Source organism: Phycicoccus sp. Soil802, assembly GCF_001429605.1.
GTDB lineage: Bacteria > Actinomycetota > Actinomycetes > Actinomycetales > Dermatophilaceae > Pedococcus.
The window spans coordinates 412101-436766 of record NZ_LMSS01000005.1 but is presented as its reverse complement, the minus strand read 5'-3'; the positions used below and the strand labels follow the sequence as shown (position 1 = coordinate 436766).

At 71.6% G+C, this 24666-nt stretch carries 22 protein-coding genes; 13 read left to right on the top strand and 9 right to left on the bottom strand.

The window, feature by feature from the left end; translation table 11 throughout:
* The first annotated feature begins 92 nt into the window (after window positions 1-92).
* From ASG91_RS13160 to ASG91_RS13150, 3 genes are all read left to right on the top strand, one after another.
* Window positions 93-1166, top strand: a complete 1074-nt coding sequence (locus tag ASG91_RS13160) for a hypothetical protein (RefSeq protein WP_056923060.1) — start codon at window positions 93-95, stop codon at window positions 1164-1166.
* Window positions 1163-1699 carry a SigE family RNA polymerase sigma factor gene (locus ASG91_RS13155; protein ID WP_082592332.1) on the top strand — a complete coding sequence of 179 codons (537 nt, stop codon included), beginning with the start codon at window positions 1163-1165 and terminating at the stop codon, window positions 1697-1699. Before ASG91_RS13160 ends, ASG91_RS13155 begins: the two co-directional genes overlap by 4 nt.
* Window positions 1700-1826: 127 nt before the next feature.
* Window positions 1827-2351 carry a hypothetical protein gene (locus ASG91_RS13150; RefSeq protein ID WP_056923059.1) on the top strand — a complete coding sequence of 175 codons (525 nt, stop codon included), beginning with the start codon at window positions 1827-1829 and terminating at the stop codon, window positions 2349-2351.
* Between the two features lie 276 nt (window positions 2352-2627).
* Here ASG91_RS13150 and ASG91_RS20270 read toward each other — a convergent pair whose 3' ends face one another.
* Window positions 2628-4241, bottom strand: a complete 1614-nt coding sequence (locus ASG91_RS20270; protein WP_082594156.1) for an alpha/beta hydrolase — start codon at window positions 4239-4241, stop codon at window positions 2628-2630.
* A gap of 200 nt (window positions 4242-4441) precedes the next feature.
* Here ASG91_RS20270 and ASG91_RS13140 point away from each other — a divergent pair, with 200 nt between their 5' ends.
* The gene (locus ASG91_RS13140; RefSeq protein ID WP_056923058.1) at window positions 4442-4876 is read left to right on the top strand and encodes a MaoC family dehydratase; all 435 of its coding nucleotides are present in this window, start codon (window positions 4442-4444) and stop codon (window positions 4874-4876) included.
* A 40-nt stretch (window positions 4877-4916) separates the two neighbouring features.
* On the opposite strand, the gene ASG91_RS13135 is transcribed toward ASG91_RS13140, so the two are convergent.
* Window positions 4917-6158: a glycoside hydrolase family 3 N-terminal domain-containing protein gene (locus ASG91_RS13135; RefSeq protein WP_235545609.1), complete on the bottom strand. Its 1242-nt coding sequence runs from the start codon at window positions 6156-6158 to the stop codon at window positions 4917-4919.
* Between the two features lie 78 nt (window positions 6159-6236).
* Between ASG91_RS13135 and ASG91_RS13130 the strand changes: the two genes are divergently transcribed.
* Both ASG91_RS13130 and ASG91_RS13125 read left to right on the top strand, forming a co-directional pair.
* Window positions 6237-7217 carry a nucleoside hydrolase gene (locus ASG91_RS13130; protein ID WP_056923057.1) on the top strand — a complete coding sequence of 327 codons (981 nt, stop codon included), beginning with the start codon at window positions 6237-6239 and terminating at the stop codon, window positions 7215-7217.
* Window positions 7217-8050: a PfkB family carbohydrate kinase gene (locus tag ASG91_RS13125; protein ID WP_056923056.1), complete on the top strand. Its 834-nt coding sequence runs from the start codon at window positions 7217-7219 to the stop codon at window positions 8048-8050. Before ASG91_RS13130 ends, ASG91_RS13125 begins: the two co-directional genes overlap by 1 nt.
* A 68-nt stretch (window positions 8051-8118) precedes the next feature.
* Here ASG91_RS13125 and ASG91_RS21250 read toward each other — a convergent pair whose 3' ends face one another.
* From ASG91_RS21250 to ASG91_RS13105, 4 genes are all read right to left on the bottom strand, one after another.
* On the bottom strand, window positions 8119-8826 hold the full coding sequence (locus ASG91_RS21250) for a hypothetical protein (protein WP_056923055.1): 708 nt from the start codon (window positions 8824-8826) through the stop codon (window positions 8119-8121).
* 115 nt (window positions 8827-8941) lie between these two features.
* Entirely contained in the window at window positions 8942-10174 is a 1233-nt protein-coding gene (locus ASG91_RS13115) for a hypothetical protein (protein WP_056923261.1), read from the bottom strand.
* A gap of 80 nt (window positions 10175-10254) precedes the next feature.
* Window positions 10255-10587, bottom strand: a complete 333-nt coding sequence (locus tag ASG91_RS13110) for a DUF6299 family protein (RefSeq protein WP_056923054.1) — start codon at window positions 10585-10587, stop codon at window positions 10255-10257.
* Between the two features lie 86 nt (window positions 10588-10673).
* Entirely contained in the window at window positions 10674-11492 is an 819-nt protein-coding gene (locus tag ASG91_RS13105) for a GNAT family N-acetyltransferase (RefSeq protein ID WP_056923053.1), read from the bottom strand.
* A 259-nt stretch (window positions 11493-11751) separates the two neighbouring features.
* Here ASG91_RS13105 and groES point away from each other — a divergent pair, with 259 nt between their 5' ends.
* From groES to ASG91_RS13090, 3 genes are all read left to right on the top strand, one after another.
* A complete protein-coding gene (gene groES / locus ASG91_RS13100) occupies window positions 11752-12045 on the top strand; it encodes a co-chaperone GroES (RefSeq protein ID WP_056916628.1) in 294 nt (97 codons plus the stop codon).
* A gap of 94 nt (window positions 12046-12139) precedes the next feature.
* Window positions 12140-13759: a chaperonin GroEL gene (gene groL / locus ASG91_RS13095; protein WP_056923052.1), complete on the top strand. Its 1620-nt coding sequence runs from the start codon at window positions 12140-12142 to the stop codon at window positions 13757-13759.
* 146 nt (window positions 13760-13905) lie between these two features.
* Complete coding sequence (locus ASG91_RS13090) at window positions 13906-15384, top strand: hypothetical protein (RefSeq protein ID WP_056923051.1); 1479 nt, start codon at window positions 13906-13908, stop codon at window positions 15382-15384.
* A 32-nt stretch (window positions 15385-15416) separates the two neighbouring features.
* Here the strand turns inward: ASG91_RS13090 and ASG91_RS13085 are convergent, their stop codons facing one another.
* Window positions 15417-15641, bottom strand: coding sequence for an RNA-binding S4 domain-containing protein (locus ASG91_RS13085; protein ID WP_056923050.1), 225 nt, complete (start codon window positions 15639-15641; stop codon window positions 15417-15419).
* Window positions 15642-15677: 36 nt separating this feature from the next.
* Entirely contained in the window at window positions 15678-15971 is a 294-nt protein-coding gene (locus ASG91_RS13080; protein WP_056923260.1) for a WhiB family transcriptional regulator, read from the bottom strand.
* Window positions 15972-16207: 236 nt separating this feature from the next.
* On the opposite strand from ASG91_RS13080, the gene guaB reads away from it, so the two are divergent.
* The 4 genes from guaB to ASG91_RS13060 all read left to right on the top strand — a co-directional run bounded on the left by guaB (window position 16208) and on the right by ASG91_RS13060 (window position 22733).
* Window positions 16208-17809, top strand: coding sequence for an IMP dehydrogenase (gene guaB, locus ASG91_RS13075; protein WP_056923049.1), 1602 nt, complete (start codon window positions 16208-16210; stop codon window positions 17807-17809).
* Between the two features lie 375 nt (window positions 17810-18184).
* Window positions 18185-19306, top strand: a complete 1122-nt coding sequence (locus ASG91_RS13070) for a GuaB3 family IMP dehydrogenase-related protein (RefSeq protein ID WP_056923048.1) — start codon at window positions 18185-18187, stop codon at window positions 19304-19306.
* Between the two features lie 119 nt (window positions 19307-19425).
* Window positions 19426-21018 carry a succinic semialdehyde dehydrogenase gene (locus ASG91_RS13065; protein WP_056923047.1) on the top strand — a complete coding sequence of 531 codons (1593 nt, stop codon included), beginning with the start codon at window positions 19426-19428 and terminating at the stop codon, window positions 21016-21018.
* Window positions 21015-22733 carry a GMC oxidoreductase gene (locus ASG91_RS13060; RefSeq protein ID WP_056923046.1) on the top strand — a complete coding sequence of 573 codons (1719 nt, stop codon included), beginning with the start codon at window positions 21015-21017 and terminating at the stop codon, window positions 22731-22733. The genes ASG91_RS13065 and ASG91_RS13060 overlap by 4 nt, the downstream gene beginning before the upstream one ends.
* A 134-nt stretch (window positions 22734-22867) precedes the next feature.
* Here the strand turns inward: ASG91_RS13060 and ASG91_RS13055 are convergent, their stop codons facing one another.
* A complete protein-coding gene (locus tag ASG91_RS13055; RefSeq protein ID WP_056923259.1) occupies window positions 22868-24631 on the bottom strand; it encodes an ABC transporter ATP-binding protein in 1764 nt (587 codons plus the stop codon).
* Between the last annotated feature and the right edge of the window lie 35 nt (window positions 24632-24666).

Sequence of the window (24666 nt, the reverse complement as noted above, 5' to 3'; positions counted from 1 at the left end):
TCCTGCGGTCTGACGCATGGGCGGGTCGCGGCCCCCTCCGAATGAGTCTCCCGCGGCGTGTTCCTGGGTGAGACTCTGGATCGGAGAAGCCCATGGACACGTTGCGCGACCTCTTGGTGGACCTGGCAGACGACGCACCGACGGGAGGTGCGCCACCGGCCGAGCTCTGGGCACGCGGAAAGCAGGCCCGGCGGAAGCAGCTGGTCGCCCTCACGGCCGCTGCCCTGGTGGTGGGCACCGTCGGCACGGGGGTCGGTCTACGACTCGGCGATCGCGATCGGCCCGACCCCGCGCCGGCGACGACCGTGGCCTTCACGCTTCCGATCCAGTACCCGGCGGGGGCGGCACTGCCGGAGCTCGGGGACTCTCCAGGACCGCTGGCGGCAGTCTGGCTGGTCCCGCGCGAGGGTGGCGGCTCGCCCGAGGCGGTCGGCCTGGTCGCTCGGACGGGGAAGTTCGGCAAGCTCCCGATCCCGCTGTCCCATGACAATCCCGAGGCACCTCAGAACGTGAGGGTCGCGTTGTCGCCCGACGGCCGCAGGATCGCCTACACGTTCCAACCTGGTGCACAGGATGTGGTGCTGCAGCCGGTCGTCCGCGACCTGGTCAGCGGCCAGACCTACACGTCCGCGTTCGGGTTCGGTACGCGCGTGGGGGCCCTCTGGGTCGACAACACGCACCTGTTCGGCCTGGTCGCGGGAGGCAGTGACGGCGACGGATGGCTTTGGGAGCCGGGTAAAGCGCCCACCCGAGTCAACCCCTATCGGGTGCCCTACACCGGTTCCGACGTTGCGGTCGCCAGCTGGCCCGCGCTGGGCCCGCCGACGAACTACAGCGACGATCCGAAGGCATGTTCCACGCTCAACGTCTACGACGCGACGACCCTGGACAGTCCGCCAGCTGACGTGCCAGGTCTCTGCAACCTCCTCGGAGTCATCGGTTCCGACACGCTACTCGGGCACCGGAAGGACCCGACGAATGGCGAGGTGACAGTGGTGGCCGAGGAGTTCCACGCCGCCACTCCGTTCTGCCGGCCGATGATGCGCTGCGAGCTGCCGGTCGATGATGCGCACCGTCGCCTGGTGGTCGCGTCGGGGGCGCCCGAGCGGGTCACCTTCGCCAGCGCCCTGATCGGCCAGGCGCTCCGCACGGGCGGCCGGTCATGACCGGCTACGCCAGCTTCGAGGAGTTCGTGGTCGCTCGCCGAGGAGCGCTGCTGCGGACCGCGTACCTGCTGACGGGGAACCATCACGATGCGGAGGACCTCGTGCAGTCAGCCCTGATCAAGGTGGTGCCGAAGTGGCAACGGATCGAGGACCGGCCGGAGGGTTACGTCCGGCAGGTGCTCGCGCGCGAGTCCGTGAACCGCTGGCGCGGTCGTCGCTGGCGCGAGGTCCCCACCGAGGTGATGCCCGAAGCGTCGTCCCACGCCAGTGCCGAGAACCTAGACCGCATCGCACTCCTCGAGGACCTCCGAAGGCTGTCGCCGCGCCAACGAGCGGTGCTGGTGCTGCGCTACTTCGACGACCTGACCGAGGCCCAGACGGCGGTGGCTCTCGACATCTCCGTCGGAACCGTCAAGTCACACACCCGCGAGGCGCTCGCGCGCCTGCGCAACCAGCCATCGGGCCAGCAGGAGGCTGCGGTGACACCGTCAACGTCCACGGCCAGTCGTCCGCCGGCCTCGGCTACTCCGTAACTTGTTGCTGCACCCCACCGATGGCAACGCGTGACCGGCGGGGCACGGAGCCCCAGGGTTCAGAGCCTCGAAGCCGCAGCTTCGTCGACTCTGGCGTGTCGCCGGGCCGCGAGCCTAGCCTTGCACCATGCGCCGAGCACTCGGCCGGGGTCACGGGGTCCCAGAGAGTCCGGCCGTCGCGACGGCTCCGGACGACTCGGACCCGTTCGTGCGCCAGTACCGCTACCTGTTGCGCTCCGCCCCCGCCGACGCCCTCGAGAACGCGCACCGAGAGGCGATGCTGGAGCTCACGGCGCCACACCGCTCGGCCGTGCTCGACGCAGTCCGGACCGGCATGGCGTCGGGCGCACACCTGACTGTCGACGACACCTTCCGCCTGGCGCACCTCGTCGTCTTCGCCGAGAAGAAGTACCCCGGGCAGTTCCTGGCCGCATGTCCGCCCGAGGCGTTGCGCGCCTTGGCTGACCACGTGCTGCTGGCGGAGGCCTCCTTCGGGTTGTTGGGCGGGTACGCGGCCTGGGACGGTGCCGAACCGCCACCAGTGGACGACTCCGCCTGGGCCGGCGGCGGCTTCCGCAAGGAGAAGGGCGCCCTCGGCAACGGACGAGACCAGCTTCGCGTGGCCCGCGCTCAGCAGTGGCTGCCGTCCTGAGGCACGCGCGTCCCACCGGACGGGGAACGGGAATCGTCTCGACCCCGTCGACCTTGGGCCACGGTTGGGCAGGTCCTCACGCGCGTAGCTCAGCGCAAGAGCAGGTTGAGCCCGACTGTCAGCACGACCGAGAGAAGCACTGACACGAGGATCATCGTGAGGCAGCCTGCTGTGCCCCCGAGGGGCCGGACGTCCACGCTTCCAATACGCATGCGGCGTGTCTACCCCATACTCCTCCATCGACACGGTCTCCTCCATCGACTCGGTGCGGTCCGGTCAGCTGGCCAGGAAGGAGTGGACCTCGTCGACGAACACCCCGAACGCGGGCTCTGCGCCCTGCAGGATGTGGTTCTTGCTGTCTAGCCTGACCAGCCGGCTCCCGCGGACCATGGAGTGCAGCTCCTCTGCCTCGGCGAAGGACCAGACCAGGTCGTCCGACGAGTGCATGATCAGGGTCGGCACGTCGAGGGTGCGGGCGGCCTCGGTGCAGTCGAGGTCTCCGAACGCGCGCCACAAGCGATAGGCGTTGCGAGCTGAGGCTGAGCGTCGCTGCAGCTCGTCGAAGGCACGCCAGCTCTCCAGCGGACCGTCGGGCAGGAACCGCGCGTCGTAGACCTGTCGGAAGCCCGGTTGGTCGCCGCCCCAGGACGTCTTGATCAGCTCCCCCAACGCCACCAGCTCGCGTCGCAGGCTGTCGTCCGCGCGGGCCCACGTGGCCCGGGCACAGGTGCCGTAGACGATGACGTGAGATACGCGCTCGGGGTGGCGCGCGGCATACGTGATGGCTATCGGTCCGCCCTGGGAGATGCCGAGGAGCGGGAAGCGCTCCAGTGCCATCGCGTCGACGACGGTCTCGAGATCACGCACCCACGCCTCCAGCGTGAAGGAGTCGTCGTCCACCTCCCAGTCCGAGAGACCACAACCGCGCTCGTCGTAACGCACGAGGGTGTGTCGCTGCGAGAGCGCGCTCCACCACGGTTGCCAGATGGGGCTCTCCCAGTCGTGGTCGAGGTGGGTCAGCCAGTTCGACGCCTTCACCAAGGGCGGGCCAGATCCACTGACCGCGTAGGCGAGCCGCACGTCGTCTGGTGTGTGGCAGAAGCTCACCCGTTGGTCGGCGAGAGTGGCAGCCCGCGGAGACGCGACCGGCGCCGCCGGCCGCACGATCGGCGTCAGGGCAAGGTCCCGCACGGCGCTGGCTTCGGCGCTGGGTCCGATCCCCAGCTCACGCTCCAGCGCGTCGGTCAGCGCGGTGAAGTGGCGCAGCACCCCGGCACGGTCTCCGGCGTCCAGCAGCTCGCGCATCAGCGCCACTCGCGCCTCCTCGTCGACCGGGTCGAGGGCCACGAGCTCTGCGAACCGGCCGCTGCTCCGGAGCAGCTCGTGATGCCGCAGCTGGAGGCGCTGCCGGTGGTGGAAGGCCCAGTCCTCGTAGAGCTCGTGCGGCAGGAGGTCGCCTTGATACAGGTCGAGGGCGCGCTCCGCGCAGGAGGCCCGCTCCTCGGGCGAGGACTGCGGGTCCAGAGCGGTCCGGGCCAGCCGCTCGAAGACGACTGCGTCGACCTCGACGTCCACCAGGTCCCCGGGGAACAGCGACACGGTGCCGGCGGTGAACGTGACGCTCTCCGGTATGCCGATCGCGCGCCTGAGGTAGTGAGCCGCCGTGTGCAGCCGGTTGCCGACCGAGTCGAGCGAGGCGTCCGGCCACAGGGCCTCCACCACCACCTCGCGGTGGGCGCGTCGCCCGGGCGCCAGCGCGAGGTACTCGGCGAGGCGGATCGGGTCTCGACGACCCCGCGCGCCAGCGATGACCGCTCGCTCCCCGACGCGGACCACGACGTCACCCAGGAGCTGGACGTGGACCACGACCCGGTGTTCGGTGCTGGCCATGCGTTCGATCTTCCTGCCCGGTGCTCGGACCCGTCGAGTGGTGCGGGTGGTCCTCACCAAGGTATCGACGTCCCTTCCACAGACCTTCCGCGAACGCGGGCGGCCTGCGCGGAAGGGTTGCGAAAGGTCGGCTCCCTACCGTGCATCTCATCGAGAACGACTGGAGCACACCAGTTCCGCCGACGGAGTACGAGGTAGTCATGAGCACGTGGTCGAACCGGGCGCCCCAGGTGGGCGAAAAGGCTTCGCTGTCCCGGACCATCACCAAGGAAGACATCGCGCTGTTCACCAGCCTGAGTGGCGATCGCAACCCACTCCACTACGACGAGGAAGCCGCGCGGCGCACTCCCTTCGGCGGCATCGTCGTCCAAGGGGGCGTGACGAGCGCGATCCTCAACGCCGTCGTCGCCGAACGGCTGCCGGGGCCTGGCACGGTCTTCATGCAGACGAACCTTCGGTTCCTCGCGCCGGTCCGCCCCGGAGACACCATCACCGGCGAGGTCACCGTCACGGCTGTGCGGCACGACAAGCCGATCACCAGGCTGGACGTCCGCGTGATCCGCGACGACGCAGTGGTGGCCGTCGAGGGCGACGCCGTGTGCTGGACTATGGACCTCACTGCCGCGCAGGGATGACGTCGAGCCTTCCGCTCTCAGCTGGTACGGCTGGTCCGGGTCAGCTGCACTTCACGAGGCCGAGGTCGGCCTTGAGGTCGAGCACCCGTGCGGCTGCCGCGTCCACCTGGTCGGCGAACGCCGGGCTGGCAGCCCGCTTCGCCGCGATCGCCTTGAGCATGACCGACGCCTGCGACGACCGAGCAGTCAGCACGATGTCGCCGCCGGCCGCGATGAACCGGGTCGCCCGCTGACCGACCGGGACCGCCGAGACCGCCCTGGCCGCGCCCACGTCGTCGGTGATGACCACGCCCTTGAAGCCCATGGTGTCGCGCAGCAGCCCGGTGACGATGGCCTTGGAGAACATCGCCTGGTGGTCCGCGTCGAGCTTCGGGTAGTAGGCCGAGGAGACCATCACGAGAGGTGCGCCCGCCGCGATCCCGGCGGCGAACGGCGCGAGGTAGGGGTCGTCGGCGTCAGCCGTCCGGTCGGTGATCCCAGTGCTGCTGACGTCGGTGTTGCCGGTGATCCGGCCCAGGCCGGGGAAGTGCTTCACGGTCGGGGCGATGCCGGCGGCCAGGGTCCCGCGGACGAACGCCGCGGCATACGCAGCATTGGTCTTGGGCGAGCCGGGGGCGAAGTCGCGGCGGTAGCGGCCGATCGGCTGGTTCGCCGCCCCGAGCGAGGTGGGCACGGTGTCGCTGACCGGGGCGAGGTTGATGTTGACGCCGGCCTTCTTCAGTTCGCGCGACCACGTCTCGACGTTCTTCTCCTCGGTGGCGACGCCGGACTCGGCCTGGGTGCGCGCGGAGGGCATCCGGGTGAACCCCGCGCCTCGCAGCTGCTGCACCTGGCCACCCTCCTGGTCGGCAGCGATGAGCAGTCCGTCGGGGGCGGCGCCCTGGAGGCGGGCCGAGATGGTCGCCATGGAGGTCGCGCCGTTGGACCACCCGCCGAGGTAGATGACGCCACCGAGGTCCTGCTTCTTCACCTGGGCGGCGAGGGTGCGCGAGCTGCCGGTGGGCTGGAGCCCGACCATCAGGAGCTGTCCGGCGCGCTGGGCCGGGGTCATCGCACTGGCCAGCTGCTCGCCGCACGTGGGCGCAGCGGTGGTCGTCGTCGAGCCGGAGGTCGACGAGCTCGGGCTCGACGAGGAGGAGGAGGACGAGGACGAGCTGCCGGACGAGGTGCTCGTGGAGGAAGCCCCCGGGGTGCCCGAGTCGCAGGCGGCCGTCATGGTCAGGGCCAGCACTGCCAGTCCGGTCAGGAGGACGCGGGCGTGGCGGGCCGGGTGCTCAGTCACCGCCCGAACCTATCCCGCTGGCCCAGCTGCGACGAAACCGCGCCGGGCGCGCGCGGCTCCCTCTGGCAGGATCGCGGCATGGCCATTCCCGTCGTGCTCGACGTCGACACCGGCGTCGACGACGCGTGTGCGCTGCTCCTCGCGGCGCTGCACCCAGCCCTCGACCTGCGCGCCGTGACCTGTGTGGGCGGCAACGCCGCAGTGGACGCGGTGGTCGCCAACACCCTCACCGTCCTGGACGCCGCCGACCGGCCCGACGTGCCCGTCGCGAGGGGTGCCGACCGCCCGCTGCTGGAGGAGCCCGTCGACGCCCGGCACGTCCACGGGCAGGACGGCATGGGCGACCTCGACTGGCCCAAGTCGGAGCGGCAGCCCGACCCGCGGCACGCCGTGGAGCTCCTGCGCGACATGCTCCTGGAGGCCGCCGAGGGTGACGTCGACCGCCGGATCACCCTCATCCCACTCGCACCGCTCACCAACATCTCCCTACTCCTGCGCACGTATCCCAGTGCTGCCAAGGGAATTCGCGAGATCGTCTTCATGGGCGGCGGGGCCGAGGTCGGCAACGCGACGGCGTCCGCGGAGTTCAACGTGTTCCACGACCCCGAGGCGGCTGCCGTGGTGCTCGACGCCAGTGCCGAGCTCGACATCCAGGTGACGATGTATGGCTTGGACGTCTTCTACGCCCCGCGGGTTGGTCAGGAGACAGCACGAATGTTGTCCGCCCCCGGGGGGCGCGACGCCGCAGACCTTGCCGGGCGGCTGATCGCGTTCCAGTGCGAGCGGTTCGGGACGGTCGACGCCACGATCGGAGACGCCGGCGCCGTCTGTGCAGTGCTCGAGCCGGCCGGGGTCCGCCGCGAACGCCTGCCGGTGCGGGTCGAGCTGGCCGGCACCTGGTCGCGAGGTCGCACGATCGTCGACCGCCGCGACTGGTCGGCCGGACTCCACCACGACCCGCACGGGCAGGCCCGGTCGACCATCGACGTCTGCCTCGAGGTCGACGCCCAGCGCTACGCGACCCTCTGGCTCGACACGGTCGGCGGGGGGATGCGCTGATGGGCCGGGTCGTGGTGCTGGGCTCGCTCAACGTCGACCTCGTGGCCGCCGTCGAGCGCCACCCCGGTCCGGGGGAGACGATCCTGGCCGACGGAGCGCTCGAGCGGTTCGCCGGCGGCAAGGGTGGCAACCAGGCCGTTGCTGCGGCCGCAGCGGGCGCGGACGTCGCCATGGTGGCCGCGGTCGGCGACGACGAGGGTGGGCGAGCCTATGTCGAGCGGCTCCGGTCCCGAGGGGTCGACGTCACTGCCGTGCGCACCAGCAGCGCGCCGACCGGGCAGGCCTGGATCACGGTGGACGACGAGGGGGAGAACGCCATCGTCGTCATCCCCGGGGCCAACGGCCAGGTCGCTCCCGAGGGTCTGACCGACGCGCTGGCGGGTCTGGGCGCCGGTGACGTGCTCCTCCTCCAGCTCGAGGTGCCGGTGCGCACCGTCGCGGCCGCAGCCCGGCTCGCCCACGGCGCCGGAGCGCGGGTGGTCCTCAACGCCGCCCCGTATGCCGCCCTCCCGCACGATGTCGCGGCCCTCGCCGACCCGCTGGTGGTCAACGAGCACGAGGCTCTCCAGCTCGCGGACAGCGACGCCCAGCCCACTTCGTTGCTGGTGACCTTCGGCGCCGCGGGGTGCAGCTGGGACGGCGAGCGGCACGACGGCATACCGGTCGACGCGGCTGACGTGGTCGACACCACCGGGGCGGGCGACGCGTTCTGCGGTGCCCTTGCTGCGGCGCTGGCACGCGGAGCGGACCGGCACGCGGCGATCAGGGCAGCGAGCCAGGCCGGGGCCGATGCGGTCCGGCACCGAGGCGCGCAGCTCGACCCCGAGCTCTAGCGACCTCGCGCCCCACCGGTTCGAGGTAAACCCGCCGGTGATCACCGGCGCGTTTACATCGAAACGGGTTAGAAGACCGAGACGTGCACGTGGTCGTAGTGGTTGGCCGTGGCGCTGCCGCGGTCCTCCATGCCCTGCCAGCTGCCGCCGGGGTACCAGATGCGCTGGCGCCATATCAGGTACTTGATGTTGAGCTCGCCGGCGTGCGCCTGCAGGAAGCTGGCGATCTCGTTGCCCTCGGCCGTGCTGCACATGATGTCGACCGCGTGGCCGGTGCCGTGGTCGAGCGGGTCGCCGGGGCGGTAGCCACCGAACGGTCCGGAGCCGGGGAACTCCGCCTTCACGGCGTTGATCACGGCGATCGCGTTCGGGGTCATCCCGCCGACGTTGCCCAGCCCGACCCGAGAGGTGTTGCGGGAGATGCCGGTGTCCGTCCGGGCGCTCTTGGCGGCCGCGGTGGCCGTGGCCTTCGGCTTGGCGGCGGCCTTCGCGGTGAACCCGATGACGCCGTAGTCCGCGACCCGGGCGGGGGCTGACAGGGCCTCGGCGCGGGCGACCACGGGCTGCTGGTTCACCTCGGCAGCGGTCAGCTCGAAGGACGCACCCGGCGCAGGGGCGGCGAACGCGGTGGCCACCCCGAGGGCCGACGCAGCCAGGCCCAGGCCCTTGACGGCCGAGCGGTGGCTCGGACGTCGCCACGCCCGGGACAGCAGGGTCGTGGGTCGGGGGCTGGCGCCACGGTGGCGGCCGGAACCGGTGGAGTGAGGGGAGGACATCGCCGCCGAGGATACGAGATGGTAACGGCGCAGGGCCAACTCCCGGCGATTCCGGGCACCGCTTGCCCCGGATTGCCTGCTTTTGCCTCCGGTTGCCCCAGTGGGGTCCGCCGGGTCAGGCCGGGTTGACGATCAGCGCGACCTGGTTGCTGCGGACCCGGGTGAGGACCACGGTCGCCTCCTGGTGCCCCTTTGCCGGCAGCCGGAGCTGGCGCCGGAGCAGGTCGGCGTCGACGCTGACCCCGCGCTTCTTGATGGTCAGCCGGTCGATCCCGTGGTCGCGCAGCCAGCCACGCAGTGCCTTGACGTTGAAGGGCATCGCCTCGACCACGGCATACCGCCTGGCGAAGGGGACGTCGACGGACCGGCTCGACCCGACGTAACCGACCCCGGCATCGAGCTCGGCCCCGTCGGTCGCGGCGGTCAGGGCGCCGACGAGGCCGGCCCGGAGCACTGCTTTGTCGGGTTCGTAGAGCCAGCCGCCGAGGTCGGCGAGGTTCACCAGCGGTGGGGCATCGCCGTCCATGTCGGCCTCGGTGACCACCACCGCGGGGCCGGTGGCGCCCAGCAGCGCCGCGCTGCGGCCCGCGGTCCGGACCAGGGGGCCCCACCAGACGGCGCACTCGACGACGTCGCCCTCCCACGAGGTCCACTGCGCCTCGGACCCAGCGGGCAGGGCAGCGTGCGGGAAGGCGGGGCTGAGCTTGGCCCCCGTCGCGGGGAGGGCCCGGGCGACCTCCTGCACGGTGGTCCAGCTCGGGGAGATCTCGGCCAGGTTGAAGATCCGCCGGGTCCGACCCGTGACGTCGGCGACGCCCGGGGTGCGACGCGCCGGGTCGAGCCAGGCACCGACCCCGCGACCACCCTCGCCGGCCGGGGCGGTGAACTCCTCGACGACGCCCTGCTGCGCGGTCGAGTCGGGCCAGTGCCGCAGGTTGACCGCCGCGATGCCGGCCGTGAGCTCGTCGGCGTCGATCGCGCGGACCCGCAGGTCGAGCCCGGCCATCGCCATCGCGTCGGCACCGATGCCGCAGCCGAGGTCGTGAACGGTGTGGATGCCCGCAGCCCGGTAGCGCTGGGCGTGCTGCGCGGCGACGCCAAGGCGAGTCGCCTGCTCCAGCCCGTCGGACGTCAGCACCATGCCGCGGGCGAACTCGCCGAACTTCTCGACGGCCCGCGCGCGCAGCCTGGCCTGGTTGAGCGCAGCCGCGACGAGGTCCGGGTCGAAGCCGGCGCCGCGCAGCCGTTGCTGCAGGGCCAGCGCGCCCGACTCCTCGTACGGGGGCAGCGACTGCAGCAGACCCCAGCCTTCGCCGGTGGTCAGCCGTCGCAGCAGGGCCAGGTCCATGTCGCGCATTGTTGCGTATGCCGCGCGCTGAGGTCGCGGGTCCCGGCACCCCGACCGGGGGCTGGGACCCGCGACCGCGGTCAGGCCCCCGGGGAGAGGGTGACCTGGCCGCGCGCCGTGTCGTGGGTGCAGGGGGCACCCGCGCAGGCGCTGACCGTCACCTCGCCCTGGGCCGGACCGGGTTGGAAAGCGCTCGGCCCGCTCATGGCGAGGCTCCACGGGTGGACCACTCCGTCGCACACGCCGTCGACCGGAGAGGAGATGCCCTCGACGTCGGACCCCTGGGTCAGTGATCCGGAGATCGACACGGTCGCCGCACCGCTGCCGGAGCACGAGTAGGTGCCGGTGAGTCGCGCGGCGCCGGCCTCCAGGGTGCCGACGGCATCGAGCGTGACTGCGTGCGTCAACTTCACTGGTGACCTCCCGGCCGTGTCTGGGACTCCGACGGAAACCTCATCCACTCAGACGCACGACAGGGCCTCTTGGTTGTGGCGAGTTCTCAGCGGGTGCGTCGCCACTCGTACGGGGTGGTCGTCGAGACCTTGACGAAGCCGGACCGCTCCAGGATCGGTCGGGAGAACTCGGTCGAGTCGCTGTTGATGTAGCGCTTGCCGTAGCCGATGGCCGACCGCGCCCGTGCCGCCGTGAGGGCGCGGTAGATGCCCTTCCCGCGGTACTCCGGTCGCGTCGCACCACCCCAGATCCCGGCGAAGTCGGTGTCCTCGACCGGTTCGAGCCGGCCGGCGCTGACCACGACGCCGTCGTGCTCGGCCACCCACATCTCCATGTCGTCGCGGGTGCGCAGCCGGTGCAGGAGCTGGATGACGTGCTCCTCGGCCTCCTCGGGGTCGTCCCCGAACACCTCGGACTGCATCGCGAGCATCGCGCGGACCTCGTCCTCGTCGGTGACCCGGCGCACCACGATCCCGTCGGGCAGGTCGATGTCGACGGCCAGGAGGCGGGCCTCGCCGATCATCACCGACTCGGGCTCGTCGGGGACGAAGCCGTGGGCGACCAGCGCCTCGTGCAGGCCGGGGGCGTGGTCGTGGCCGCGGGTCTTCCACTCGACCCGCTGGATCTCGGGCATCGCCTCGTAGTGGGCGAGCGCCTGCTCCACGAGCTGCCGGACCGAGTCCTCGTCAGCGGGTCGACCGTCGACGTCCAGGTTCTGGTAGGTGATGAAACCCCGGCCCCCGAGGTAGGTGGCCAGCACCAGCGGCCCGAGCCTGGGTGTGGTGAGGGCGGAGGAGAGCTCCTCGCGCAGCTGCTCGTCGTAGGCGCGGAGCAGGACCGCGGGGTCGCTCGTGGGGGAGGTCATGCGCCAGACACTGCCCGCTCGGGGGTGCTCGGCGCCACCGGATATGGCCTCCGCCGTCCGCCCACGGCGAACTCCCTGACCAGATCTGGCACTCGAGTTGACCGAGTGCTAACCACGAGCCTAGATTTGCGTTGGCACTCCGGTTCGCCGAGTGCTAACGCAGCCAGCCGGTCGACCCCCGCGACGGCGACCGGATCGGCAGCACCCTGCACCACCACCACTGTCCAACTTCGACATTCCCGAAGGGGAGGTCCTCACCGTGTCGGTTTCCATCAAGCCGCTCGAAGACCGCATCGTCGTCAAGTCCGTCGAGGCCGAGCAGACCACCGCGTCTGGCCTCGTCATCCCGGACACCGCGAAGGAGAAGCCCCAGGAGGGCGAGGTCCTCGCGATCGGCCCGGGCCGCATCGACGACAACGGCAACCGCGTCCCGCTCGACGTCACCGTCGGCGACCGCGTGATCTACAGCAAGTACGGCGGCACCGAGATCAAGCACGGCGGCGAGGAGTACCTCATCCTCTCCGCTCGCGACATCCTCGCCATCGTCGGCTGAGCATCCGCACCTCGTGAGTGACGTGCCCTGTATGCCGGCTACGCGGCATACAGGGCACGTCGCGTTCAACCCGACAGACTAGAGAAGGACTTTCATGGCTAAGACGCTGGAGTTCAACGACTCCGCCCGCAAGTCGCTGGAGCGCGGCGTTGACGCGCTCGCGAACGCGGTCAAGGTGACGCTCGGCCCGAAGGGCCGCAACGTCGTCATCGACAAGAAGTGGGGCGCCCCCACGATCACCAACGACGGCGTGACCATCGCCCGGGAGATCGAGCTCGAGGACCCCTACGAGAACCTCGGCGCCCAGCTCGCGAAGGAGGTCGCCACCAAGACGAACGACGTCGCGGGTGACGGCACGACCACCGCGACCGTGCTCGCCCAGGCCATGGTCAAGGAGGGCCTGCGCAACGTTGCCGCGGGTGCCGCCCCGGCCAGCCTGAAGCGCGGCATCGACGCAGCCGTCCAGGCCGTCAACGCCCGGCTGCTCGAGACCGCTCGCGAGATCGAGGGCAAGGAAGAGATCGCCCAGGTCGCCGCACTGTCCGCCCAGGACGAGACGATCGGGTCGACCATCGCCGAGGCATTCGACAAGGTCGGCAAGGACGGCGTCATCACCGTCGAGGAGTCGTCGACGGCGACCACCGAGCTCGAGTTCACCGAGGGCATGCAGTTCGACAAGGGCTACATCTCGCCCTACTTCGTCTCCGACGCAGAGCGCATGGAGGCCGTGGTCGAGGACGCCTACATCCTCATCAACCAGGGCAAGATCTCGGCCATCGCCGACGTCCTGCCGGTGCTGGAGAAGGTCGTCAAGACCGGCAAGCCCCTGCTGATCATCGCCGAGGACATCGACGGCGAGGCGCTGTCGACCCTGGTGGTCAACAAGATCCGCGGCACGTTCAACGTGGTCGCGGTCAAGGCTCCCGGCTTCGGCGACCGTCGCAAGGCGATGCTCCAGGACATGGCGACCCTCACCGGTGGCCAGGTCATCTCCGAGGAGGTCGGCCTCAAGCTCGACCAGGCTGACCTCGAGGTGCTGGGCCAGGCCCGCCGCGTCGTCGTCACCAAGGACACCACCACGATCATCGACGGCGGCGGCAACTCCGACGACGTCACCGGCCGGGTCAACCAGATCAAGGCCGAGATCGAGCGCACCGACTCCGACTGGGACCGCGAGAAGCTCCAGGAGCGCCTCGCCAAGCTCGCCGGTGGCGTCTGCGTCATCAAGGTCGGTGCCCACACCGAGGTGGAGCTCAAGGAGAAGAAGCACCGCATCGAGGACGCCATCTCGGCGACCCGCGCGGCCATCGAGGAGGGCATCGTCGCCGGTGGCGGCTCCGCCCTCGTCCACGCTGCCACCGTCATCGACGACCTCGACCTCGAGGGCGACGAGGCGACCGGTGCGCTGATCGTCAAGAAGGCGTCGGCCGAGCCGCTGCGCTGGATCGCCGAGAATGCCGGTATGGAGGGCTACGTCGCCGTCTCCAAGGTGCGCGAGCTCACCCCGGGCAACGGCCTCAACGCCGCGACCGGCGAGTACGGCGACCTGATCAAGGCCGGCGTCATCGACCCGGTCAAGGTCACCCGCTCCGCGCTCGTCAACGCCGCCTCGATCGCGTCGATGGTGCTCACCACCGACACGCTCGTCGTGGAGAAGAAGGAAGACGAGACCGAGTCCGCCGGTGGCGGTCACGGTCACGGCCACGGTCACTGACCCGGAGGCACACTCTCGTCGAAGGCCCGTCCCCGCTGTCGTCCAAAGACACGGGGGGCGGGCCTTCGACGTGCCCGCCCGCGAACCGGCGGCCTACGATTTGATCAGCGCAGCGAAGCGCAGGGTGGCGCAGAACGAAGGTGGCCATGGCGGACCGGTTCGCCGAACCTCCCAGCTTCGACGAGTACGTCGTCGCCCGGGGGGCCGACCTGCTGCGGACCGCCTGGCTGCTGGTGGGGGACGACCGGGGTGCCGAGGACCTCGTGCGCACGACGCTCGCGCGCAGCTGGCCGCAGTGGCGCCACCTGTCGCACGTCGGTGCGGGCTCGTACGACGCCGAGCTGCGGCGGGCGCTCGTGGAGACCTACCTGCGCCGGCGCCATGCCCGGGTCCGCCGGTCAGCGGAGCGCGTGGCCGACCCGCCGTCCCGCGCTGACGTGCTGGGTGCACTGGCCGAGCTGGGTCCGCGCGAGCGGGTGGCGCTGGTGCTGTGGACCTTCGACGGCCTCTCCGACGGACAGGTCGCCGCGGCGCTCGACGACGACGTCGCCGCAGCACGGCGACACCGGCTGCATGCCCACGACACGGTCGGCGGCCGACTCGGCCTCGACGAAGACCGCCTCCGGGTGGTGCTCGACGCGCTGCCACCGCAGGACCCGTCCGTGGCCGGGCTCCTCGAGCAGACGCGACCGTATGCCGCCCGCTGGCGTGGCGTGCGCGGGTGGGCCCTGGGGGGAGTGGCCCTCGTGGCGGCCGTGGCCATCGGAGGCATCCTCGCGGGCGGAGACCCCGACCGGGTGGCCCCGCTCCCCACTCCGCAGCCGTCCGCGGTGACCTGCCGCGACTCCCTCGCGCCGCCGACCCCGCCGCAGGCCGCCACCGAGCCGCTGAGTCGCACCGTGTCGGCCGTGCTGGTGTGCGCGCAGACCGACGAGGGCTCGGTCTGGTCCGGGTCGCTGCCGCCTGATGCGCCGGTCAGCGAGCCCCTCGCCGTGGACGCCCTGGTGTTGGCTCCTCGCACCTCCGGCACCGAGTGCCCGGACCTGCCCACGGGACCAGCCTTCCGACTGGTGCTCCTGGGCACCGACGGCGCCGTGCGGACCTACGCCAACGAGGGTCTGGCGTGCAACGGCTGGCCGGCGCTGGCCAGCTACTACACGGCGCTGGCGGAGCAGGGCGCGGGAAGCGACATCCTGGGCGCGCCCGGCAGCCAGTTCCTCGGCTGCCCGACGGTGTTGGGCAAGTCGCTCGCCCCTCCAGGGTTGGCGCCGCCGAGCCTGCCCCGTGGGACGGTGCTCGAGGCCGCGACCGCCTGCCTGCACCCGCGGGCCGTGGCCACCGCCGTGCCGCGCTTCCGGCCGATCCGCACCAACGTCATGGGCGCACCCCAGCTGGCACAGCTCAATGCCGACCTCGCCCGGCGCGGGTCGAGGACGCAGGCGGGAAGCACCTGCACGGCCGGGACGTCGCTGTTCGTCGTCGAGGCGCGGCTGCAGAACGGACGGATGCTCGAGCTGAGCAGCAACTGCGCTGACGTCTTCGCGGTGGACTGGCAGTCGCGCGACAACTGGGCGGTCAGCACCCAGACCCGCGACATGCTCCGCGCGCTGCTCGTCGCCCAGTGAGCCGACGGGCCCGTCGCCCGGTGAGGCGGCGCTCAGCCGCCGGCGACGACGTGCAGTGACTCCCCGGCATACGTCACGACCTGGCCGGGGCGCACCTGCGCGCCTCGGCGCACCTCGACGGCGCCGTCGACGGCCACCTCGCCGAGCTCGATGACCGAGCGCGCCATCGCGCCGTCGTCGACCACGCCGGCCAGCTTGAGGAGCTGGCCGAGCCGGATGGACTCGTCACGGATGGGGACGTCGACAGGGCTGCTCACGCAGTCGAGTCTAGGTCGGTCAGCTGCCGGCGTCGGTCAGCTGGCGGCGGGGACGGCGTGGCCGGCGTAGTACGCCTCACGCTCGTCCTCGGTCATCGCGCCCCACACGCCGTAGGGCTCGCGGACGCGGAGGGCGTGCTCGCGACACTGCTTGAGGACCGGGCAGGCCAGACAGACTTCCTTGGCCTGCGAGTCGCGGGAGCGGCGGGCCGGGCCACGCTCACCCTCGGGGTGGAAGAAGACCTCTGGGTTGATCTGCCGACAGGACCCGTCGAGCTGCCATTCCCACAGGTCGGCTACGGGTCCTGGAAGCCGTGACAACTCAGCCATTGTCGTCCTCATCTCCCGCGGCACGATGCCGCACCTCTCGGACGCTACCGTCGCGTGACCTGCGGAAACAGGGCCGTAACGTAAGGGTTTGTTCAAGGCCGTTCACACCGGAGCGGGCCGTCCCAGATGGTGGACGGGCCAGTCGGCCCCGGTCGCGTGACTGGTCGTGACCCGGCTCGGTGGGGTCGTCCGGAGGGTCGTCGTGGGCGGTCGGTGCGGCCGGTTACGATTGGGCAATGAGCCTTGGTGTGGACCTCGACGACCGTCACCGCCTGGAGGAGTCCGCTCCTTCCGCTGCACCGGGTCCCGCCCCTGCCGCGGCCGCCGCTCCCGAGCCCGAGGAGCACGACCCGTTCGGCAAGCTCGGGCTCACCTACGACGACGTCCTGCTGCTCCCCGGCGAGACCGACGTGATCCCCTCCGACGTCGACACCACCGCCCGGCTGACGCGAGAGCTGTCGCTGCGCATCCCGCTGGTCTCGGCGGCGATGGACACCGTCACCGAGTCGCGGATGGCGATCGCCATGGCCCGCCAGGGTGGCATCGGCATCCTCCACCGCAACCTGTCGATCGAGGACCAGGCCTACCAGGTCGACCTGGTGAAGCGGACCCAGACCGGCATGATCAGCAACCCGGTGACGATCGGCCCCGACGCCACGCTCGAGGACCTCGACCGTCGGTGCGGCGAATACCGCGTGTCCGGCCTGCCCGTCGTCGACGAGGGCGACCACCTGCTCGGCATGATCACCAACCGCGACCTGCGCTTCACCCCGGTCGCCGAGTGGGCCACCACCCTGGTGCGCGACGTGATGACCCCGATGCCGCTGGTGACCGGTCGGGTCGGCATCTCGCGCGAGGACGCCACCGCCCTGCTGCGCCAGCACAAGCGCGAGCGCCTGCCGCTGGTCGACGGCGAGGGGCGCCTGGCCGGGCTGATCACGGTGAAGGACTTCGTGAAGTCGGAGCAGTTCCCCCACGCCAGCAAGGACGACCACGGCCGGCTGCTCGTCGGTGCGGCCATCGGCTTCTTCGGCGACGCGTGGGAGCGGGCCACCACCCTGGTCGAGGCCGGGGTCGACGTCCTCGTCGCCGACACCGCCAACGGCCACGCCCGGCTGATGCTCGACATGGTCCGCCGCCTCAAGTCCGACCCGGCCACCCGCCACGTCCAGGTGATCGGCGGCAACGTCGCCACCCGTGCCGGTGCCCAGGCGCTCGTCGACGCGGGCGTCGACGCCGTCAAGGTCGGGGTCGGCCCGGGCTCGATCTGCACCACCCGCGTCGTCGCCGGGGTCGGTGTGCCACAGGTGACCGCCATCTACGACGCCTCGCTCGCCTGCCGCAAGGCCGGCGTCCCCGTCATCGGGGACGGCGGCCTCCAGTACTCCGGCGACATCGCCAAGGCGATCGTCGCGGGCGCCGACACCGTCATGCTCGGCTCCCTGCTCGCCGGCTGCGAGGAGTCGCCGGGCGAGCTCATCTTCGTCAACGGCAAGCAGTTCAAGTCCTACCGCGGCATGGGGTCGCTGGGGGCGATGGCCTCGCGCGGCAAGAAGTCGTTCTCGAAGGACCGCTACTTCCAGGCCGACGTCGCCAGCGACGACAAGATCGTGCCCGAGGGCATCGAGGGCCAGGTCGCCTACCGCGGCCCGCTCGGCAACGTCGTGCACCAGCTCGTCGGTGGCCTGGCGCAGTCGATGTTCTACGTCGGCGCACCGACCCTCCCCGAGCTCAAGGCCCGCGGGAGGTTCGTGCGGATCACCTCCGCGGGGCTCAAGGAGAGCCACCCGCACGACATCCAGATGACCGTCGAGGCGCCCAACTACAGCGGTCGCTGACCGCCCCGTCGCGTCCCTGCAGGACCACCGGTATGCCGCGTGGCCGGCCCGCCGCGCGCCGTGGTGACGGGCGTCTGCCCGGCGTCCAGAACGGCATACGCAATCTGGGTGAGTCGCCCCGCGGGTGCGCAACCTAGGGTTGCGACACGGACGTTCACGAGTCCGAGCAGGGGTCCCACTGAACGTCGTCGCTGACGGGCTGCGGTCGGTCGCGACGATCCAAAGACGTCCCGTCGCCGGTCGCCCCCCTCACCCGGCGACGGGGCGTCGTCCCGTGCCCGGGCCCTGCGCGGCGGACCCCGCGGTGGGCGGTGGCGTGGGCCGCGGGGTGGGCGGTGGCGCGTCGCACCGGTCGGCTGCCGATAGCCTTGCGCGGTGACTGAGATCGAAATCGGCCGAGGCAAGCGCGGTCGCCGCGCGTACTCCTTCGACGACATCGCCGTGGTGCCGTCGCGCCGCACCCGCGACCCCGAGGACGTGTCGGTGGGCTGGCAGATCGATGCCTACCACTTCGACATCCCCGTGATCGCGGCACCGATGGACTCGGTGATGTCGCCCGAGTCCGCGATCGCCCTCGGCCGGCTGGGTGGGTTGCCCGTGCTCGACCTCGAAGGGCTCTGGACCCGCTACGAGGACCCGACGCCACTGCTCGCCGAGATCGCCACGCTCGACCCGGCGCTGGCGACTGCGCGGATGCAGGAGATCTACGCCGCCGAGATCCAGCCCGAGCTCATCACCGAGCGGCTGCGCCAGGTGCGCGAGGCCGGTGTGACGGCGGCGGGGGCGCTCAGCCCGCAGCGCACGCAGCAGTTCTGGAAGACCGTCGTCGACGCGGGGGTCGACCTGTTCGTCATCCGTGGCACGACCGTCAGCGCCGAGCACGTGTCCGGGCGCGCCGAGCCGCTCAACCTCAAGCGGTTCATCTACGAGCTCGACGTGCCGGTCATCGTCGGTGGCGCCGCGTCCTACACGGCTGCCCTGCACCTCATGCGCACCGGTGCGGCCGGCGTGCTGGTCGGGTTCGGCGGGGGAGCGGCCCACACGACCCGTCGCACCCTGGGCATCCACGCCCCGATGGCCAGCGCCATCGCCGACGTCGCCGCTGCCCGCCGCGACTACCTCGACGAGTCCGGCGGCCGCTACGTCCACGTCATCGCCGACGGCGGCATGGGGGACAGCGGCGACATCGTCAAGGCCGTGGCCTGTGGGGCCGACGCCGTCATGCTGGGTGCGGCGCTCGCCCGGGCCACCGACGCGCCCGGTCGCGGGCTGCACTGGGGCTCCGAGGCACACCACCCCGAGCTGCCGCGCGGCGAGCGGGTCGAGGTCGGGGCGCTCGCGCCGCTCGAGCAGATCCTCTTCGGCCCCGGTCGCACGGCCGACGGCAAGAGCAACCTCATCGGTGCGCTGCGCCGGGCGATGGCCACGACCGGCTACTCCGACCTCAAGGAGTTCCAGCGGGTCGAGGTCGTCGTCGCTCCCTACCAGCGCAGCTGAGGACCCGTCTCCGCAGCCTGAGCACCCGGGGGGGCGCCCAGGTCGCAGGACGGGCGGTGTGGGCAAGGTCGCTAACTTACTACTGGTAAGAAGCGGTCGCCGGACCTAGGCTGCGAGGCATGGCCCACGATGTCGTCGCCGACCCCGAGACCGACCCCACCGCCACGTATGCCGTGGACCCGGCCCTGGTCCGACGGCTGGCCCGACGGGTGGTGGCGGCGCCCCGGGCCGGGCACCACGTCAGCCACACCCCGCTCACCGGAGCACCGCTCGGGTCGCTGCCGCTGTCGACCCGTGAGGACGTCGCCGTCGCGGTCGACGCCGCCCGCGCGGCCCAGCGCGAGTGGGCGCGCACGCCGATGGAGCTGCGTGAGCGGATCTTCCTGCGCTACCACGACCTCGTGCTCGAGCGGCAGGTCGAGCTGCTCGACATCGTGCAGCTGGAGTCGGGCAAGACCCGCCGCCAGGCGTTCGAGGAGGTCGCCGACGTCGCGATCGTGGCGCGGCACTACGCCCGCTCCGCCGCGGCATACCTGCGTCCGCGCCGTCGCGCGGGGCTGTTCCCGGTGCTGACGCAGAGCACGGTGCACCACCACGCCCGAGGGGTCGTCGGCATCGTCAGCCCCTGGAACTACCCCCTCTCGCTCGCGATCACCGACGCGATCCCGGCCCTGATGGCCGGCAACGCCGTCGTGCTGCGCCCGGACCTGCAAGCGTCGCTGACCGCCCTGCAGGCCGTGCAGCTGCTCACCGAGGCCGGGCTCCCCGAGTCGGTGCTGCAGGTCGTCCTGGGTGACGGGCCGTCGGTGGGGCAGGCGGTCGTCGACCTGACCGACTACGTCTGTTACACCGGCTCGACCGACACCGGGCGACGCGTCGCCACCTCGGTCGCCGGACGCCTGGTCGGCTACTCACTCGAGCTCGGCGGCAAGAACTCGATGTACGTCGCCGACGACGCGGACCTCGACAAGGCGGTCGAGGGTGCGGTGCGGGCCTGCTTCTCGTCGGCCGGCCAGCTGTGCATCTCGATCGAGCGGCTGCTCGTGCACGGAGCCGTGGCCGACGAGTTCACCCGGCGGTTCGTGGCCGCCGTCGATCAGCTGAGCCTCGGCGCGGAGCTGGCCTACGGCACCGACATGGGTTCGCTGGTCTCCGCCCACCAGCTGGAGCGCGTCGCAGCCCACGTCGACGACGCCCGCTCCAAGGGCGCGCGGGTGCTCACCGGTGGGCGCGCCCGCCCCGACGTCGGCCCGTACTTCTACGAGCCCACCGTCCTCGAGGGCGTGACCGCCGCGATGGCACTGCGTGACGACGAGACCTTCGGCCCGGTCGTCGCGATCTACCGCGTGCACAGCGACGAGGAGGCGATCCGCTTCGCCAACGACACCGACTACGGCCTCAACGCCGCGGTCTACACCCGCGACGTGGCCCGTGGCCGCCGGATCGCGAACGCCATCAAGGCCGGCACCGTCAACGTCAACGAGGGGTATGCCGCGGCGTGGGGGAGCGTCGCGGCCCCGATGGGTGGCATGAAGCAGTCCGGCGTGGGGCGGCGGCACGGCAGCGAGGGCATCCTCAAGTACACCGAGTCGCAGAACGTCACCGCGCAGTACCTCCTGCCCATCGCTCCGGTCGCCGGGATGAGCGAGGAGACCTATGCGCGCCTGATGACCGCCGCACTGCGGGTGCTCAAGTCCGTGGGGCGCGCGTGACGGGTGCGCCTCCGGGCGGCTCGGGCAGCGACTACGACGTCCTGGTCGTCGGGTCGGGGTTCGGCGGCTCGGTCACGGCGCTGCGGTTGGCCGAGAAGGGCTACCGCGTGCACGTCGTCGAGTCCGGCCGCCGGTTCCGCGACGAGGACTTCGCGAAGACCTCGTGGGACCTGCGCAGCTACCTGTGGGCGCCCAAGCTGAAATGCTTTGGCGTGCAACGGGTGCACCGCCTGCCCGACGTGATGATCCTGGCCGGGGCGGGCGTCGGTGGCGGCTCGCTCAACTACGCCAACACCCTCTACGTCCCGCCCGCGGCGTTCTTCGCCGACCGCCAGTGGGGTGACATCACCGACTGGCAGGCGGAGCTGGCGCCCCACTACGACACCGCCTCGACCATGCTCGGCGTCGTCACCAACCCCTGCGAGGGCGTCGTCGAGGACGTCATGCGCCAGACCGCCGAGGACCTCGGGGTCGGCGACACGTTCCGGAAGGCCCCGACCGGTGTCTTCTACGGCATGCCCGGCAAGCGCGTCCCCGACCCCTACTTCGGTGGCGCCGGCCCGGACCGCACCGGCTGCACCGAGTGCGGCAACTGCATGGTGGGCTGCCGGGTCGGCGCGAAGAACACCCTGGTCAAGAACTACCTGGCCCTCGCGGAGAAGCTCGGGGTCACCATCGAGCCGATGCGCACCGTCGTCCGCGTGGCCCCCCGGCGCAGTGGTGGGTATGCCGTGACGCACGAGGCGAGCGGCGCGTGGTTCCGGCGGGCGCGGCATACCGTCACCGCGGACCAGGTGGTGTTCGCGGCGGGGACGTGGGGCACCCAGAAGCTGCTGCACTCGATGCGGCAGACGGGCGTGCTGCCAGGGCTGTCGGCCCGGCTCGGCCACCTCACCCGGACCAACTCCGAAGCCGTCAACGGCGTGATGCTGGAGAAGGTCAAGCCGGGTCTGGACCTCTCTCACGGGGTCGCCATCACGTCGTCGTTCCACCCCGACGCCGACACCCACGTCGAGAACGTGCGGTACGGCAGGGGCTCCAACGCGATGGGCCTGCTCGCGACGATCCTGGTGCCGGGTGGCGAGCTGCCGCGGCCGGCCCAGTTCGTCGTCGAGGTGGTGCGGCACCCCGTGGTCTTCCTCCGGTCGCTCTCGCAGTACCGCTGGAGCGAGCGGACCGTCATCGGCCTGATCATGCAGTCGCGCGACAACTCCCTGCACGTGAACGGCACGAGCGGGCTCTTCGGCGGGCGAGGCCTGACCTCGCGGCAGGGCCACGGTGAGCCCAACCCGACCTACATCCCGGCCGGCCAGGAGGCGATGAAGGCACTGGCGGTGCGGCTCAGCGCGGCGACCGGGCTGAGGGCGTTCGCGGGCAGCAGCGTCAGCGAGATCGCCAACATCCCCTTGACCGCCCACTTCCTCGGTGGCGTGACGATCGGCTCGAGTCCCGAGCGCGGGGTGCTCGACCCCTACCAACGGGTCTGGGGCTACCCCGACCTGCACGTCGTCGACGGTTCGGCCGTCTCGGCGAACCTCGGCGTCAACCCCTCGCTGACCATCACGGCCCAGGCCGAGCGAGCCATGTCGCTGTGGCCGAACAAGGGGGAGGCCGACCCTCGTCCGGCTCAGGGTGCGGCCTACCGCCGGCTCGAGGCGGTCAAGGCCGGCCACCCGGCCGTCACGCGGTACACCCACGAGAGCGCCAGGGTCTGACCCCACCGCGAAAGGCGGTGGGCGACGCACGCCCCTGCGTTGCGTCGACCACCGCCTCAGCGGTGTGGCTGGAGACGAGCCGGGGGGTGGGTCTCCAGCCACACCACCCAGACAACGACGCTGGTGAGCGGGGGTTACGGCGCCCCTGAAACATTTCTCCCGGTGGCCCCCGACGCCGCACCGGGCTGGTCGCGCCAGGAGGCCCACAACGCGGCATACGGGCCGTCGGCGGCGACCAGCTCGTCGTGCGTGCCGATCTCGGTCACCACGCCGTCCTCGACCACTGCCACCCGGTCGGCGTCGTGCGCGGTGTGCAGCCGGTGGGCGATCGCGACCACGGTGCGCCCCTCGACCACGGCGGCGAGCGAGCGCTCGAGGTGCCGCGCGGCGCGGGGGTCGAGCAGCGAGGTGGCCTCGTCGAGGACGAGCGTGTGTGGGTCGGCGAGCACCAACCGGGCGAGCGCGACCTGCTGCGACTGCGCCTCGCTGAGGGTGTGGCCACCACTGCCCACCTGGGTGTCGAGGCCGTCGGGCAGCCCGGCGACCCACTCGTGGGCGTCGACCGCCCGCAGGGCGTCGTCGAGCTCGTCGCGCGACGCACCCGGTCGGGCGAGCAGCAGGTTGTCGGCCAGCGTGCCGACGAAGACGTGGTGCTCCTGGGTCACCAGGGCCACCTCTCCGCGCAGCCGGCTGAGGGTGAGGTCGACCAGCGGCACGCCTCCGACCTCGACGCTGCCCTCGCGAGGGCCGTCGATGCCGGCCATCAGGCGGCCGAGCGTGGACTTGCCCGCGCCGGACGGGCCGACGATGGCGAGCCGTTCGCCGGGTCGCAGGTCGAGCGAGACGCCGCGCAGGACGTCGTGCCCGGGGCGGTAGGCGTAGCGCACGTCGTCGACCGCCAGGTCGGAACCGTCCGGCTCCTCCCCGGTCGCGACACGGTCGGGCGGCACGTCGCCCACCCCGATGACGCGCGCCAGGGAGGTCGCGCCGACCTGGATCTCGTCGAGCCAGCCGAGCACCTCGTCGAGCGGGTTGGTCATCTGGTGGATGTAGAGGGTGACGGCGGTGGCCGCCCCGGCGCTGATGTGGCCGTTGATCGCCAGCCAGCCGCCCCAGAGCACCGCGCCGGCCGTCGGCACGTAGTAGCCGAAGACCACCGCCGGGAACCAGTGCAGCCGCAGGTTGAGGGTGTAGCGCTCGGCTTGGAAGCACTCGCGCAGGGCGTCGTGGAACCGGGTCCGCCGCGCGTCGCCGAGCGAGAGGGCGTCGATCGTGCGCGCCCCGTCGACGGTCTCGGCGACGACGCCGTTGAGCTGGGCGTAGGTCGCGCGTTCCCAGAGGTAGCCGTCGGACGCGTGCCGCAGGTAGCGCCTCGTCGAGAACCAGTAGAACGGCACTCCGAGCAGGATCGGCAGGGTGGCCAGCGGCGAGGTGAACAGCGCCGCCACGGTCGTCATCAGCACCGTCATCGACGCGACGAACAGCGACGGGATGCCGAACCGCACCACGTGCGACAGGGCCTCGACGTCGTTGGTGGTGCGGGCCACGAGGTCACCCGTGCCGGCTCGCTCGACCGTCGACAGCGGCAGGTTGACCGCGCGGCCGACGAACTGCTCCCGCAGCTCGGCGAACACGGTCTCCCCGAGGATGAACGACCACCGTCGCGCAGCCCAGGTCAGCGCCGTCTGCGCGACGACGGCCACGGCCAGGCCGATCGCGATCTTGTCGACGGTGCCGGTGTCTCCGCGGTGGCCGCTGACGACGTCGACGAGCCGGCCGACCAGCCACGGGGCGGCCAGCGCCGCGAGCGCCGCCAGCGCGTGCAGCCCCAGCACCCGCGCCACGAGGCCGCGGTGCTCGCGCACGAGCCCGCGGGTGTGCTGCCAGACCCCAGCCATGTCGGCGATCGGCAGGGTGCGACGGGCGTGGTCGG